This window comes from Sphingomonas sp. PP-CC-3A-396, assembly GCF_004343105.1.
Lineage (GTDB): Bacteria > Pseudomonadota > Alphaproteobacteria > Sphingomonadales > Sphingomonadaceae > Sphingomonas.
The window spans coordinates 17,315-31,932 of sequence record NZ_SLYF01000007.1; the positions used below are offsets into that span (position 1 = coordinate 17,315).

The window sequence follows — 14,618 nt, forward strand, 5'->3', positions numbered from 1 at the left end:
AGGGGTGGTGCCGGTTGCAGGAATCGAACCCGCGACATCCAGTTTACAAAACTGGCGCTCTACCAACTGAGCTAAACCGGCCCGGTGCGTGTCAGGCCTAACCGCCCAATGCTTCAAGACACGCCGAAGGTCCAGCCCTCGGTTTGCGCAATATGCGGTGTCATTGCGCTTGGTGTCCAGAGGTCCGGGCGATGCGCTGCCGTGCGGAGCCAGGCGGCGGTCAGGATCGCGTCGGTGGTGTGATCATCATAGCGGGCGAGAGGATCATGCGGCGCGCTGCCGAGCGCCTCCAGCGCGGTATCGAGCGCGCCCGCATCGCGCATCTTGCTGAGGCCCTTGCGGATGCCGGCAGCGCGCGCGGCGATCGTGGTGTAGATTTCAACGATGACCGGCCCCTCTGGCGGCAGCGGATCGAATGGCCAGACGGGGATGCGACCGGCGAGGCGGTGGAGGACGCGCATCCCGGTGAGGCTCGACTTGCCGACCTGCGCCGCACCGACGAGGTTGAAGCAGCTTGTCGGCGAAAAGCCCATCGCGCGCTGGCCGTGCTCGCAGACGCGCATCCGGCCTGCGCCGCCGGGGAACAGGTCGCCGCAATCGCGGTGCTGGCGGAAGTGCCGGCGGAGTTCAGGATTGGTGAGCAGGTTCGCGACGGCAAGGTGCGGATCGGCGGCGGAGGCGTCGTCGACCATTGCCCAGAGCGCGCGGGCATCTGGAGGGCTGTCGGGCATGCCGGGGAAATAACCGTCCAGATCGACGAACGGAAACGCGGGGGAGAGATCAAGGCCGATCAGCGTCGGCGTGTCCTGGTCAATCAACCAGTCGAGGACATCGTCGCGCGACCATGCCGACGCTCCCGGCGGCGGGACCAGTCTCGGCGCGGCATCACCGGTTTCGCAGATCGCGACCGCGATGCCCTTGTGACGATGCCCCTGCGCGCCGGACCAGTCGATCGCCGCAAACCGCGTAAACCGTGGCTCAGCCATTCTTCTCGGCGCGCAAGGCATCCCAATAGGCGAGCCGCTCGGACAACCGCTTCTCGAAACCGCGTTCGGTCGGCGTGTAGAAGGTCTGCGGGCTCATCTCGTCGGGCCAGTAATCCGAGCCGGAGAACGCATCCTCGGTATCGTGATCGTACGCATAGCCCTTGCCATAGCCGATATCGCGCATGAGCTTGGTCGGCGCGTTGCGGATCGACGCGGGCGGCATCAGCGAACCCGTCTCGCGCGCCGATTTCCACGCCGCCTTCTGCGCCTTGTACACCGCGTTCGATTTGGGCGCGGTGGCGAGATAGACGCAGGCCTGCGCGATAGCGAGTTCGCCCTCGGGGCTGCCGAGGAAGTCGTAGGTGTCCTTGGCGGCGATGCACTGGACCAGCGCCTGCGGGTCGGCGAGGCCGATATCCTCGACTGCGGCGCGGGTCAGGCGGCGGAGCAGGAACAGCGGTTCCTCGCCTGCGGTCAGCATCCGCGCGAGATAATAGAGCGCCGCCTGCGGGTCGCTCCCACGGATCGATTTGTGGAGCGCGGAGATGAGGTTGTAATGCCCCTCGCGGTCCTTGTCGTACACCGCGACGCGACGTTGCAGGAAGTTCGAGAGGCCGGCGGGATCGAGCGGTTCGGGCAGGTTTACCGAGAACAACGTCTCCGCCTGGTTGAGCAGGAAGCGGCCGTCGCCATCGGCACTGGCGATCAGCGCGTCCTTGGCGGGCGGGGTCAGGGGGAGGGGGCGCTCCATTTCCGTCTCGGCGCGGTCGAGCAACTGTTCGAGCGCACCCCGGCCGAGGCGTTCGAGGATAAGTACCTGCGCGCGGCTGAGCAGAGCGGCGTTGAGTTCGAACGACGGGTTCTCGGTGGTCGCGCCGACCAGCGTGACCGTGCCATCCTCGACATAGGGCAGGAAACCGTCCTGCTGCGCGCGGTTGAAGCGGTGGATCTCGTCCACGAACAGCAAGGTGCGTTTGCCGATCTTGGCGTGTTCGCGCGCTTCGGCGAACGACTTCTTGAGGTCGGCGACGCCGGAGAACACCGCGGAGATCGCGACGAACCGCAGGTCGACCGCATCGGCGAGCAACCGCGCGATAGTCGTCTTGCCGGTGCCGGGCGGGCCCCAGAGGATGATCGAGGACAGTCGTCCGGCCGACACCATCCGGCCGATCGCGCCTTCGGGGCCGGTGATGTGATCCTGCCCGACCACCTCGCTCAGCGTGCGCGGGCGCAGGCGGTCGGCGAGCGGCGCGTTTTCGGGGTGCGTTTCGATAGGGGCGGCGGGTTCGAAGCCCGCGAAGAGGTCGGCCATGCGCGGAAGATAGGGGCGGGGGAGAGGTTTGCCCATCCGTTGGCTGCACCCATGCTCGCTCGTCATCCCCGCACAGGCGGGGATCCATACCGGCTGACGCACCGAACAGCCGAGCGGTCCGAGGGTCTGGGTCCCCGCCTCCGCGGGGATGACGGACAAATGGAAAAGCGAATTTTTCGACGCACCTCTTGAACCCGAAACAGTCTGCGATATATCTCAGCTCATGAATAAAGATATATCGGAGAACACTCAAATGCGTTTTGGTATTGGATATGGAGCTTGGACCGGCGGCCCCCGTGGCGACGGTCACCGGCATGGTGGTCGCGACCACGGACCTGAGCATGCTGCGTGGAAGCAGGGTGGTGGCCCACGTGGGCGTGGCCGGCGGCTGTTCGACGGTGGCGAACTCAAGCTCGTCATGCTGAAGCTGATCGCGGACGCACCGCGTCACGGCTACGACCTGATCCGTGAGATCGAGGGGCTGACCGGGGGTGGCTATGCGCCGAGCCCGGGCGTCGTCTACCCGACGCTCAGCATGCTCGACGAGATGGGGCTGATCGAGGAGCAGCAGTCGGAAGGCGCGAAGAAGCGCTTTGCAGCGAGCGACGAGGGTCGCGCGCATCTGGCCGAGAATGCGGCCGTGGTGGACGGGCTGTTCGCGCGGCTGGCGGCGGTCGGGGCGGAGTCCGAGCGGACCGATGGCGCGCCGATCCGGCGGGCTATGGGCAATCTGCGGCAGGTGCTCCAGCACCGCTTGATGCGCGAGGACGTCAACGAGGATACGCTACATGAGGTCGCAGCATTGCTCGACGAGGCGGCGCAGAAGATCGAGCGGCTCAAGTGAGCGTCTCGGTCGCACGCGTGCCGACGCATTCGGCGAGCAAGTATCTCCAGCAGCTCGCCAAGCATTGGAGCCACAAGATGGAGGTCACCTTCTCGGAGGAAGAGGGCCGGATCGCCTTTCCGAACGGCGCGGTTCTGGAGATGCGCGCCGACAGCGAAACGCTCGACGTCGCGCTGACCGTGCCGGAGGGCGAGGACGTCGAGCGGATGCGCGGGGTGGTGTCGAGCCACCTCGACCGGTTTGCGTTCCGCGAGGCGCCGCTGACGTTCGATTGGGCGACGGTCTGACATCGTCCCCCAAACCGTCATCCCGGCCCTCGATCGTCATCCCAGCGAAAGCTGGGATCTCCCGATTCGGGTCGCGGCGCCCGCCAACAGGGATACCCCAGCTTTCGCTGGGGTGACGGGGAGGGGAGCGGGGGGAAGGTGAATTCGAAAGGTACACGTGGCAGACAACTTAGCCACCCCGCCGCGCCATCACCTCGAGATACGTATCCAGCACTGTCTGGTTGATCGTATCCCACAGATACCCGGCGGCCTTGTCGTGTCCGGCCCAGCCCATCGTCTCGCGCAGGCCCGGCTCCGAAACAATCCGCCCAATTGCGTCGGCATATCCTGCGATGTCCGTCGGCGGCACGAGGAAGCCGGTCACGCCGTCGTCGACTAATCCGACCGCGCCCGATGCGCGCGCAGCGACCACCGGCACACCTGCCGCCATCGCCTCCAGCGTCACGTTGCCGAACGTCTCGGTCACGCTCGGATTGAAGAACACATCCATCGACGCGACCGCGCGGCCGAGATCGTCACCCGACTGGAACCCGGCGAAGACCGCGCCCGGCACGCGCTCGGCGAACCAGTCGCGCGCCGGACCCTCGCCGATCACCAGCACCTTGTGACGCACCCCGCGCTGTTCCAGCGTTCGGATCACGTCCGCAAAGACGTCGAGCCCCTTCTCCTTCACCAGCCGCCCGAGAAAACCGACCGCGACCTCGCCATCGGCAATCCCGCGCGCGCGCCGCCACTCCAGATCACGGCGCGTCGGCGTGAAGCGGTCGTGGTTCACGCCGCGCGACCAGATCGCGGTCGGTGTCGTCACGCCCCAGTCGCGGACGATCTCCGCCATGCCGCGCCCCGGCACCAGCACTTCGTCGACGCGGTTGTAGAAGCGCGTGAGGATCTTCACCATCACGGGTTCGAAGAACGCCATCTTGTAATAGCGGAAATACGTCTCGAATCGCGTGTGCAGCGACGCAACCGTGGCGATGCCGTTTCGTCGTCCATAACTGATCGCGCGGTGGCCAAGAAAATCGGGCGCTGACACGTGGACGATGTTTGGCGCGAACGCGTCGAGATCGCGGCGGATCGCCGCGGGCAGCCCGCGCGCCATCTTGTATTCGCCACGCCCCGCCGGCAGCGGCAACGACGGCACCGCGACCAGATCGCCGGTCGGCGGAAAGGCCGGCTTGGCGTTGGTCGGCGAATAGACACGCACCGTCGCGCCCTTCGACAACAAATGACCGACGAGCAGATTCAACGCCTGGTTCGCGCCGTCGCGGACGTAATTATAGTTGCCGCTGAACAGGGCGATGCGCAGGTCGGTGGCGTGCATCATCGCGCGGATAACGCCGTGCGCCGTCAAGCGCCACTAAATCCGCAACATAGGTCGTATGCCGGCCATTGATGTTCCCGTATCGTTCTCGTACATCGGCGCATGGCGAAACCCCAGAAGCGTTATGTATGTCAGTCCTGCGGATCGGTGTCGCACCGCTGGGCGGGGCAATGCGCCGATTGCAACGAGTGGAACACGCTGGTCGAGGAGGCGAACACCGCCGCCACGCCGTTCCATTCGAAGCATAACCTCCAGACCGGCGGCCGCGCGATCCAACTCGTCGGGCTCGATGCGGAGATCAAGCTGCCCGACCGGATGGCGACCGGGATCGCCGAACTCGACCGTGCGCTGGGCGGCGGGTTCGTCGAGGGTTCGGCGACGCTGATCGGCGGCGATCCGGGGATCGGCAAGTCGACGCTGCTGTTGCAGGCCGCGGCGAAGATGGCGCTCGCGGGGCAATCGGTCGCGTATGTTTCGGGCGAGGAAGCGGCGGATCAGGTGCGGTTGCGCGCGCGGCGGCTGGGGCTTGGCAATGCGCCGGTGCAGCTCGCTGCGGCGACCTCGACGCGCGACATTCTGACGACGTTGCAGACCAAGCCGCCCGCGATGCTGGTGATCGATTCGATCCAGACGATGCACTCCGACCTGATCGAGGGCGCTCCAGGGACGGTCAGCCAGGTCCGGGCGTCGGCGCAGGAACTGATCCGGTTCGCCAAGGAACGCGGCACCGCCGTGGTGTTGGTCGGGCACGTTACCAAGGACGGCTCGATCGCGGGACCACGCGTGCTCGAGCATATGGTCGACACGGTGCTGTCGTTCGAGGGCGAGCGCAGCCACCAGTACCGCATCCTGCGCGCGATCAAGAACCGCTTCGGCGGGACCGACGAGATCGGCGTGTTCTCGATGCAGACCGAGGGACTGGCGGAGGTCGGCAACCCCTCGTCGCTGTTCCTGACACACCGCGATGATGCGATGACGGGGGCGACGGTGTTCCCGGCGCTGGAGGGGACGCGGCCGGTGCTGGTGGAAATCCAGGCGCTCACCGTCCGGTTGGCGTCGGGCGCAACGCCCCGGCGCGCCGTCGTGGGCTGGGATTCGGGGCGGCTGGCAATGATCCTGGCCGTGCTGGAGGCACGGTGCGGGCTGAGCTTCTCCAACGCCGAAGTGTATCTCAATATCGCGGGCGGCTACCGTGTGCAGGACCCCGCGGCGGATCTGGCAGTGGCGGCGGCGTTGATCTCGGCGATGTCGGAGCGGCCGGTGCCGGTCGATGCGGTGGCATTCGGCGAGGTCGCGCTGTCGGGCGAGATCCGCCCGGTCGCGCATGGTCCGCTGCGGTTGAAGGAAGCGAGCAAGCTCGGCTTCGAGCGCGCCTTGGTCCCTGCGTCGATGACGGGCGAGAAGAGCGGCATGAAGCTATCGGGGTTCAAGACGCTTGCCTCGTTCGTCGATCACATGATGGGGCGGGGGTAGGCGCTTAAAACCTTGTTTCCCCGCGAAGGCGGGAATCCAGACTGGGCTCCCGCCTTCGCGGGAGAACAGGGAAACGGTGGTGATTGTGCTGGGCCGTGCGAAAGGTCCGATCGGGGGGGTGCGCGCTGCGTTCCCATCAGCGTACCGCGTCATCGTGGACTCGTTTGGCACTGATACCCAATAGATGAAGTCCCACCCCGGCGGAGGCCGGGGCCCAGTTGGGGGACGTTGCTGGCGACCGCTGCGTTCAATTACCACGACCTTTCCAACTGGGCCCCGGCCTTCGCCGGGGTGGGGCGGTGATGGCCGTTGTCGGTCATCAGTCGATCGAACCGCACACAGCACCATAGTCGCGGCAGGTTCGGTCATGCGGCGAGCGCATGGCCTCTCGCGACAGCCATGCTATGGCGCCCGCATGGCGAACACGAAAAGCAATACCGGTACCGTCGAGGTCGATGGCACCCGATACGATTGGAATCTCGAGCGCGAGCCGCAGCACACGGATGCCGAGGGCTGGAAGGGCATGACGATCTCGTTGTTGCAGGAAGACGCCAAACGGGAAGCCCTGCTCGAGTTCCCCGCGCCGAAACGCCTGTTGAAGGGGTTACCGCGCGGGCGGCTTCAGATCGACGATGCGACGATCACCCGCGGGGTGCGGGCGGCGTTGGCCGCGGGATGGGAGCCGATGTCTCGGGGCAAGCCGATGGTCTTCACGGTGGATTCCGAAGGGAATTGAACCGTGGATCGGCGTGACATCCCGACCCAACCACATGCCGACGTGGAAACCACGCTGCTGGGACCGATCCTTCTCAATCGCGAGTGCGGTGATTGCACCGCGTGCTGCACCGAACTGACGGTGAAGACGCCAGAGTTCGCGAAACCCGCGGGAACGCCGTGTATTCACCTCTGCGACCAGGGGTGCGGTATCCATGCGGTTCGCCCGCGCATCTGCCGGACGTGGTTCTGCGTCTGGCGACGGGTTGCGAGCCTGCCCGACGCGGCTCGGCCCGACCGGTCCGGGCTGCTCGTGTCGCTCAATTTCGTCGACAAGCCGCAGACCTGTCTCGAAGGCGTCTCGATCCATGTCCGTCTGCTCGCCGGCAGCGATGCGATCGCGAACGGCATGGCGGCGGCGGTATTGGACGCCGTGTGCGACCAGCTAGTCCCGGTGTGGTTCAGCGACGGGGCGGAGAAAATGCTGATGCATCCCGACAACGACGTCGCTGGCTTTGTCCTCTCGGGAGAGGCAGCGCCCAGGCATCTGCAGGGCGAAGTCGCCGCGTGGCGCGAACGCTACGGTGTTTTCGGCTTGAACCGCTAAGAATCGTCGAGCGCAACCCGCACTAGCGGTTCGCCTCCCGCGTCCCTATTCCAGAAGCCATGAACCTTTCCGCCCTAGACATCGTCGTCCTGCTCGCCGTCGCCGGCTCGGCGGTGCTCGGGCTGATCCGCGGGTTCGTCACCGAAGTCCTGTCGATGTTCGCCTGGGTGGCGATGGTGGCGATGTTGAAGCTGTTCCACATCCCGCTCGCCGCGGCGCTGTCGCCGATGATCGGGACGGTCGGTGGCGCCGCGGTGCTCGCCTTCGCGATCATTACCGGCGTCACCTATATCGGCGGGCGGCTGGTCGCCAACGCGATCGGGGCGCGGACGCGGACTTCGATCCTTGGTCCGGTCGACCGTGCGCTTGGCTTCGGTTTCGGGGCGTTGAAAGGGTTGATCCTCGCCAGCCTCGTCTTCCTGCTCGCGACGCTGGTCATCGACACGATGAGTGGCGGGCCATCGCGCCGCCCCGAATGGATGACGCGGTCACGCACCTATCCGCTGCTCAACGCGACCAGCGCGGGCATCGCCGATTTCGTCGACCGCCGTCGTCGCGGTCAGCCCGTATTCGGCGCCCGCACGCCGCCCTCCAAATCCGATAACGCAAGCGAACCAAAGCCATGAGCGCGCCCCTCTACAACGCCGAGATCCTCCGCCTTGCCGCGACGATCCCGTATCACGAACGCCTCCCCGAGCCGATGGCAACCGCGGAGAAACGCTCGCCGATCTGCGGCAGCCGCGTGACGATCGACGTCGCGGTGGACGGCGAAGGTCGCGTCAGCGAGGTCGGCCTGCTGGTTCGTGCCTGCGCGCTGGGGCAGGCGTCGTCGTCGTTGCTCGCGGCGAACATCCTCGGCCGCACCCCTGCCGAACTCGCCGCGACCCGCGACGCGCTGACCGCGTGGCTTGCCCGAGAAGGCGATGCGCCCGATTGGCCGGGGATGGATATCTTCACCCCCGCGCTCGACTATACCGCGCGCCACCCCTCGATCCGGCTCGCCTTCGAAGCCGCCGCCGAGGCTGCCGACACCGCTGCAAAGGCGAAAGTCTGATGGCGGAGGGTACGGCCCCGTCGCTGCTCCGTGACGGCGTCGTATTGCTCGGTTTCGGCCTGATGTTCGTGCTGCTGTTCCGCCGGCTCGGGCTCGGTGCGACGCTGGGTTACCTGGTCGCGGGCGCGGTCGTCGGGCCGCATGTGCTGGGACTGGTCGGCGATGCGGAGTCTAAGCTCGGGTTCGCCGAACTCGGCATCACGCTCCTGCTGTTCATCGTCGGACTCGAACTCAATCCCTCCCGCTTGTGGCGGATGAAGGAGGAGATTTTCGGGCTCGGCCTCTTGCAGGTCGCGATCTGCGGGCTCGCAATCACCGCGATCGTCTGGATCGGCGCGAAGTTCTCGCTCCCCGCCGCGCTCGCGCTGGGTCTCCCGCTCGCGCTGTCGTCGACCGCGCAGGTGCTGCCGATGCTGCGCTCGTCGGGGCGGATGCGAACGCCGTTCGGCGAGCGCGCCTTCTCGATCCTGCTGTTCCAGGACCTTTCGATCGTGCCGCTGATCACGATCGTCGCGGCGATGAGCCGCAACCCGGCCGATGCCAACGCGCCGCCGGGCTGGCTGCTCGCGGTCTATACCGTGCTCGCTGTCGTCGGTCTGGTGATCGCCGGGCGTTTCCTGTTACGCCCGTTCTTCAGGCTGATCGGCAATCTCGGCGAGCGCGAGATGTTCGTGTTCGCGGGGCTGTTCACGGTCATCGCCAGCGCGGCGATCATGGAATGGCTCGGGCTGTCGACCGCGCTCGGGGCGTTCATCGCCGGCGTCATGCTCGCGGACAGCCCGTATCGGCATGAGCTGGAGGCCGATGTCGAGCCGTTCCGCTCGATCCTGCTAGGCCTGTTCTTCCTCGCGGTCGGGATGGTGCTCGACCTCGGCGCGATCGCCGAGCGGCCGTTTTTCGTGATGGCGATGGCGGCGGCGCTGATCCTCACCAAGACCAGTGTCATCATGCTGATCGGCATGGCGTTCAAGATGACGTGGCGGCAGGCGTTCGCGCTCGGGCTGCTGCTGAGCCAAGGCGGCGAATTCGGCTTCGTGCTGTTCGCGCAGGCGCAGGCCGGGCTGCTGATCGAACCGCAGGCGGCGAGCCTGTTCGGCGCGATCATTACGCTGTCGATGGCGACGACGCCGTTCCTGATGGGGATCACGCGACGCTTCCGGACCGAGCCGATCGCCGAGGGGCAGGAGCGCGACGGGCCCAAGGTCGACGGCGCGAACGCGATCATCGTCGGCTATGGGCGGTTCGGCCAGACGGTCGGCCAGATGCTGCTCGCGCAGGATATCCCGGTGACGTTGATCGACACCGATATCGAGATGATCGACATCGCCGGCGAGTTCGGTGCGAAGGTCTATTACGGTGACGGCACGCGGCTCGACCTGTTGCGACAGGCGGGCGCGGCGGAGGCGGAGATCATCTGTTTCTGCATGGACGGCGACCAGCTCGATCCCGACACGATCGAGGGTGTCCACGATGCGTTCCCGAAGGCCGCGATCTATGTCCGCGCGTTCGATCGCCGCGCGTTGGTGAAGTTGAAGAACACGTCGGCGACGGCGGTGGTGCGCGAGGTGATGGAGTCCGCGGTCAAGATGGCGCGGCTGGCGCTACGCGGGCTCGACGTGTCGCCGACCGATATCGACCGCGCGGAGGAGGTGTACCGGTCGCGCGACAAGGAGCGGTTGCAGCTCCAGATCGATTCGGGCGATATGCGCGCGGCGCGCGCCGAGACTGCCAAACGCTTTCCCTGGGGGAATGATACGCCATGATTATCGCCATCCTTGCCGCCCTGTCGGGGGCGATCGCAGTCGCGGCGGGCGCGTTCGGCGCGCATGGCGCAAGCGGATCGGCTGCGGAGTGGCTGAAGACCGGCGCGCAATATCAACTCGTCCACGTCGTCGCGGCACTGGTCGCGATCCGGATGGAGGCGCGGGGGCCGGCATGGCTGTTCGTGATCGGTGCGGCGATCTTCGCGCTGACGCTGTACGCGATGGCGCTGGGGGCACCGCGCTGGTTCGGGGCGATCACGCCGATCGGCGGGGCGCTGCTGATCGGCGGCTGGTTGTGGCTGGCCTGGACCGCGCGCGGCTAAACCTTTCGCGTGCAGATCAGCGCAGTTCCTGCTGCCATAACCGCATCTGCTCGATCGGATCTGTCTCGGCGATGGCGGTGGCGATCGCTGCACGATAGCCGCCGGGCCGCAGCCCGTAGCGAGCCAGGAATGCGCGGCTCGCATGGCTTTCGGTGACGAGCCCTGCATCGAGCGCGATGTCTGCGAATGAGCGCCGTTCAGCGGCGTTGGAGAGCGCCCGCCGAACATGCTCCAGGCGACGTGCAAGTATGAAGGCCGCGAGCCCGCGTTGCGGTCGCAGCATCCGGTACAGCGTTGCGCGCGAGACGCCGCTTTCCGCAATCGCCGTCTCGGGATCGAAGGTCGGGTCGCCCAGCCGTCCGTCGACCAATGTGCGAAGCTGACCAAGCCGCCGCCCGTCGCGGCTGCCTTCGACCACTGCGTCATGCAGACCATAGGCTTCCAGTGCAACCTTCAACAGCGTGCACAGCGCGGAGGTCGCAGCCGGGAGCGACGACGTCTTCATCGTTGGCAGGTTGGATAGCAGCGACCGGACGAAATCGGCGTAGAGCCGGCAATGATCGGCGGCCAGCACGCGCCCATGGAGCGCGCCGATCGGCCCTACGGTCTCCTCGATCCGGTCCTGCGCGATCGCCAGCGTCGCGATCCGCGCGTCCCGCATCATGTTGCGTGTCGCGCGGCTGACATCGATCAGGACGATCTCGCCGGCCCTGATATCCTGCATGCCATCGCCGAAATCGACCTGCAACAGGCCTTCGAATACCAGGGTGACAGTCCAGTGCGTAAACCCGTCGTGCCCGACCCGCTGTTCGCTCCGACTATGGCTTATGTCGTTCAGCCGCCGGTTGTAGAGCAGCGCGCGGTCCAGTCGCCACGCCTCGAATGTCGCACGCGGGTTGGGGCCGACCTGCGTAACGTCGGCGCCGATCGCATATAATGCGCGATAGCGATCCATCCGCTCGTCCGGTGGCAACGCCTCGCTGTCGAACGCGACCCGCTCGGGTGTTTCGGGACTGGTCATGCGGCGCAGTGCTGGCGATAGCGATATCGTACCGCACCGACCGCCATGGCGCAGACGCAGCTTGCGATGACGCCCGTCGTGAACAACGCGGTGCCGAGCGCCCCGGTCGGGGACATGGTGCCGGCCCCGAACGTGGCAGGACCGCTATGGGCAAAAGTCGCCAGCGCCCCCGTCAGCAACGGTCCGATACCCACGCCGACCAGCGTGACCAGCGCGAAGAAGATGCCGTTGATGGTGATGCGTGCCGACACCGGACTGAGCATTTGCACACCGAACAGCCCGCAAAACGATGCGATCCCGAGCGTAAGGTTCGCGATCGCCACGCCGACGGCCGCCCCCGCCAATCCCGGCGCCCAGACCAGCACCGCCAGCGGCAGCAATGTTGCGATCAAGCTGACCAGGATGATCGCCGGGACATGACCGTGCCACGATGCATAGCGCGTCATCAGCCAGCCGCCCGCAAGCTGGCCAGCGGGCGCGGTGAAGAGCGTGATGGCCCCCAACAGCATTGCCGCCTGGGCGGGCAGGATCCCGCGGTCTCGCACGAACAGGGTCGGCAACCACGCGCCCATCGCCTGAATAAGCATTATGGGCATGATCGCCGCCGCAAAGAACAGCGCGACGGTCCACCATTGGACCCCGGCATGTGCCGGCGCCCGGGGTGGCGCCCGTAGCGCAGTCGTCGATGGGCTCGGGAGCGGATCGGGCATGGGATCATCGAACGCAGGCTCGACGGAGCGGTGGCGCGCGTCTTTCTTGCGGAGACCGGCGAGCAACGGGATCATCACGATGTTCGGCAACGCGGTGATCATGAAGAGCAAGCGCCAATGCGCGATGCCGCCGAGAGTGCTTGCGGAATTACCGGGGGTGATGACGGTCAACGCCGAAAGCAGCGCGCCGATCGTCAACAGCGCGGTGCTTCGCCCGATCGTCGACCCGCTCGTGAAGAGCGACAGCGCGCGCGCGCGACCGTCGATGCCTGCAACGTCGACGAGCCAGGCGATCGCGACCGGCACGAACATCGCCTGACCAATGCCGAGCCCCGCTCGCGCCAGCATCAGCGCGGCGGTGGACTGTGCCGCGCCGGTCACGAGCGTGGCAGCGGTCCAGATCGTCACGCCGCCGATCAACCACCATAGCGATGCCCGCCGCCCACGGAGGATCGTCGCCAGCACCAATGCGGTCACGCCATACGGCAAGGCGAACGCGGTCCCGATCAGCCAACCCGCCCCGGCATCGGTCATCGGCAGGTCCACACGCATCAACGGCAACGCGCCACCAATCATGGTACGATCGATGAACGCGAGACAATGAAGCGTGGCGAATATGGTAATAATACGCCTGATGACCCGCGCCCCCCGGCGTTCGATATTTCCAATAACAGCAGCGACTTGGTCTTCGCCGTCGCAGGGGTCAAGCCTTGGTCGCGACCGGCCGGCGGCCGTGCGATCAGGCGGCGGTGGCTGGTGTAATTGTGACAAGATCGTAGGGGCGGGGGGCAGGACTAGCTTGGCCGAATCTGGTCTTCGGGTAGAGTATAAAAACATCCAAATCGGGCCGGTTTTTATAACCAAGGTTTTGGCGACCGGTCTGGGGTAAGTATTGTTATGCTTGTTGCAGATATCGCCAAAACCGGTCGAGCAAACAGCGCAAATGGCCCTGCAGAGTATAGGTAATCGATAGAGTGATGCCGATCTTTTGCCCGGTCGGCGATGCTTGCTTGGCTGGCGCCGGCGTCTAAAACGCCCGGTGCAGGGGAGTAGAGCATGGCATATCGAACGACACGCAGGACGATGCTCGGCGCGATGGGTGCGACCCTCGTCTTTCCGCTGGCGGCGGCGGCGGCGCGCGCATCTAGGGCAGCGAGCCTCACACCCAGACTGATCGCGGGAACCTATGTGCGCGAGGGCGGCAAGGGTCTGTATCCGATCGACGGTGAGCGCGATCGATGGCGGGTCGGGACGCCGGTCACGGGGATCGCGGATGCATCGTTCGGGATCGGCGGCGGTCCTGGCGGCATGTGGTATCTGGTCCGCGAGCAGGCGCAGGGCGAAGTGTCCGCTTATGCCACCGGCTGGAATCGCCGCGCGACGGTGTCGACCGGTGGCGCCGACCCGTGCCACCTGGCGCTCGATCGGCCATCCGCCTGCCTCGCCGTCGCGAACTATTCGAGCGGCAGCGTCGCGTTCATCCAGCTCGATCAGCGTACCGGGGTGCCCGCACCCGCGACGGTGTTCCGCCATGCGGATACCGGTATCGGCGCGGGTATCGGTACCGGGAAGGATCACGACCGCCAGGAAGCGCCGCATGCGCACTGGGTCGGGTTCAGTCCGGACCGGCGCTGGCTGCACGCGGTCGATCTCGGGGCCGACGCGATCTTCGCCTATCGCTTCGATCCGCAGGCGCGAAGCGTGGCGCCGCCGGTGGTCGCATGGCGTGCGCCGGCCGGGGCGGGCCCGCGTCACATCGCCCGGCATCCGCGGCAGCCGCTGGCCTATGTCGTCTGCGAGCTGTCGAACGCCCTCTATACGCTCGATGCGCGCTCGGACGGGCACTTCGTGACGCGTCACAGCATCTCGACCCTGCCCAAAGGCTATACCGGCGCGTCGCAGGCTGCGCATATCGCGATCGATCGCGCCGGACGGCGGCTTTACGTCTCGAACCGCGGGCATGACAGCATCGCCGTGTTCGCGCTCGACGCCGCGGGCGTGCCGACGCTGCTCCAGCACATCGCCAGCGGTGGCCACTGGCCACGCGTCTTCGCGCTGCTCGATGACGAACGGCAGCTGGTCGTGGGCAACGAGCGATCGGGGACGCTGGTGGTCTTCCGGGTCGCCGGCGATGGCCGTCTCGCGGCGACCGGGGAGACGCTGTCCGTACCGGGCGTCGTGTTCCTGGGACGACCGGAATAGC

At 66.5% G+C, this 14,618-nt stretch carries 15 protein-coding genes and 1 tRNA gene; 10 read left to right on the forward strand and 6 right to left on the reverse strand.

Annotated features, from left to right (window positions below):
• Window positions 1–5: 5 nt before the first annotated feature.
• The 3 genes from C8J40_RS14205 to C8J40_RS14215 all read right to left on the reverse strand — a co-directional run bounded on the left by C8J40_RS14205 (window position 6) and on the right by C8J40_RS14215 (window position 2,298).
• Window positions 6–81, reverse strand: a tRNA-Thr gene (locus C8J40_RS14205).
• Window positions 82–113: 32 nt separating this feature from the next.
• Entirely contained in the window at window positions 114–986 is an 873-nt protein-coding gene (locus tag C8J40_RS14210) for a hypothetical protein (RefSeq protein WP_132897583.1), read from the reverse strand.
• A complete protein-coding gene (locus C8J40_RS14215; RefSeq protein ID WP_132897584.1) occupies window positions 979–2,298 on the reverse strand; it encodes a replication-associated recombination protein A in 1,320 nt (439 codons plus the stop codon). The genes C8J40_RS14210 and C8J40_RS14215 overlap by 8 nt, the downstream gene beginning before the upstream one ends.
• A gap of 253 nt (window positions 2,299–2,551) precedes the next feature.
• Between C8J40_RS14215 and C8J40_RS14220 the strand changes: the two genes are divergently transcribed.
• Complete coding sequence (locus C8J40_RS14220) at window positions 2,552–3,142, forward strand: PadR family transcriptional regulator (protein WP_132897585.1); 591 nt, start codon at window positions 2,552–2,554, stop codon at window positions 3,140–3,142.
• The gene (locus tag C8J40_RS14225) at window positions 3,139–3,429 is read left to right on the forward strand and encodes a DUF2218 domain-containing protein (protein WP_132897586.1); all 291 of its coding nucleotides are present in this window, start codon (window positions 3,139–3,141) and stop codon (window positions 3,427–3,429) included. Before C8J40_RS14220 ends, C8J40_RS14225 begins: the two co-directional genes overlap by 4 nt.
• A gap of 169 nt (window positions 3,430–3,598) precedes the next feature.
• On the opposite strand, the gene C8J40_RS14230 is transcribed toward C8J40_RS14225, so the two are convergent.
• The gene (locus C8J40_RS14230; protein ID WP_132897770.1) at window positions 3,599–4,750 is read right to left on the reverse strand and encodes a glycosyltransferase family 1 protein; all 1,152 of its coding nucleotides are present in this window, start codon (window positions 4,748–4,750) and stop codon (window positions 3,599–3,601) included.
• A 102-nt stretch (window positions 4,751–4,852) separates the two neighbouring features.
• Between C8J40_RS14230 and radA the strand changes: the two genes are divergently transcribed.
• From radA to C8J40_RS14265, 7 genes are all read left to right on the forward strand, one after another.
• Window positions 4,853–6,223: a DNA repair protein RadA gene (radA, locus tag C8J40_RS14235; protein ID WP_132897587.1), complete on the forward strand. Its 1,371-nt coding sequence runs from the start codon at window positions 4,853–4,855 to the stop codon at window positions 6,221–6,223.
• 415 nt (window positions 6,224–6,638) lie between these two features.
• Entirely contained in the window at window positions 6,639–6,959 is a 321-nt protein-coding gene (locus C8J40_RS14240; RefSeq protein WP_132897588.1) for a hypothetical protein, read from the forward strand.
• A gap of 3 nt (window positions 6,960–6,962) precedes the next feature.
• Window positions 6,963–7,544 carry a YkgJ family cysteine cluster protein gene (locus C8J40_RS14245; protein WP_243693401.1) on the forward strand — a complete coding sequence of 194 codons (582 nt, stop codon included), beginning with the start codon at window positions 6,963–6,965 and terminating at the stop codon, window positions 7,542–7,544.
• A 59-nt stretch (window positions 7,545–7,603) separates the two neighbouring features.
• On the forward strand, window positions 7,604–8,170 hold the full coding sequence (locus C8J40_RS14250) for a CvpA family protein (protein WP_132897589.1): 567 nt from the start codon (window positions 7,604–7,606) through the stop codon (window positions 8,168–8,170).
• On the forward strand, window positions 8,167–8,598 hold the full coding sequence (locus C8J40_RS14255; RefSeq protein WP_132897590.1) for an iron-sulfur cluster assembly scaffold protein: 432 nt from the start codon (window positions 8,167–8,169) through the stop codon (window positions 8,596–8,598). Before C8J40_RS14250 ends, C8J40_RS14255 begins: the two co-directional genes overlap by 4 nt.
• Entirely contained in the window at window positions 8,598–10,361 is a 1,764-nt protein-coding gene (locus C8J40_RS14260) for a cation:proton antiporter (protein WP_132897591.1), read from the forward strand. Before C8J40_RS14255 ends, C8J40_RS14260 begins: the two co-directional genes overlap by 1 nt.
• Window positions 10,358–10,684: a DUF423 domain-containing protein gene (locus tag C8J40_RS14265; protein WP_132897592.1), complete on the forward strand. Its 327-nt coding sequence runs from the start codon at window positions 10,358–10,360 to the stop codon at window positions 10,682–10,684. The genes C8J40_RS14260 and C8J40_RS14265 overlap by 4 nt, the downstream gene beginning before the upstream one ends.
• A gap of 16 nt (window positions 10,685–10,700) precedes the next feature.
• On the opposite strand, the gene C8J40_RS14270 is transcribed toward C8J40_RS14265, so the two are convergent.
• Window positions 10,701–11,705, reverse strand: a complete 1,005-nt coding sequence (locus C8J40_RS14270) for a helix-turn-helix domain-containing protein (protein WP_132897593.1) — start codon at window positions 11,703–11,705, stop codon at window positions 10,701–10,703.
• The gene (locus C8J40_RS14275) at window positions 11,702–13,252 is read right to left on the reverse strand and encodes an MFS transporter (protein ID WP_132897594.1); all 1,551 of its coding nucleotides are present in this window, start codon (window positions 13,250–13,252) and stop codon (window positions 11,702–11,704) included. Before C8J40_RS14275 ends, C8J40_RS14270 begins: the two co-directional genes overlap by 4 nt.
• A gap of 219 nt (window positions 13,253–13,471) precedes the next feature.
• On the opposite strand from C8J40_RS14275, the gene C8J40_RS14280 reads away from it, so the two are divergent.
• Window positions 13,472–14,617, forward strand: a complete 1,146-nt coding sequence (locus C8J40_RS14280) for a lactonase family protein (RefSeq protein ID WP_132897595.1) — start codon at window positions 13,472–13,474, stop codon at window positions 14,615–14,617.
• Window position 14,618: the final 1 nt, after the last annotated feature.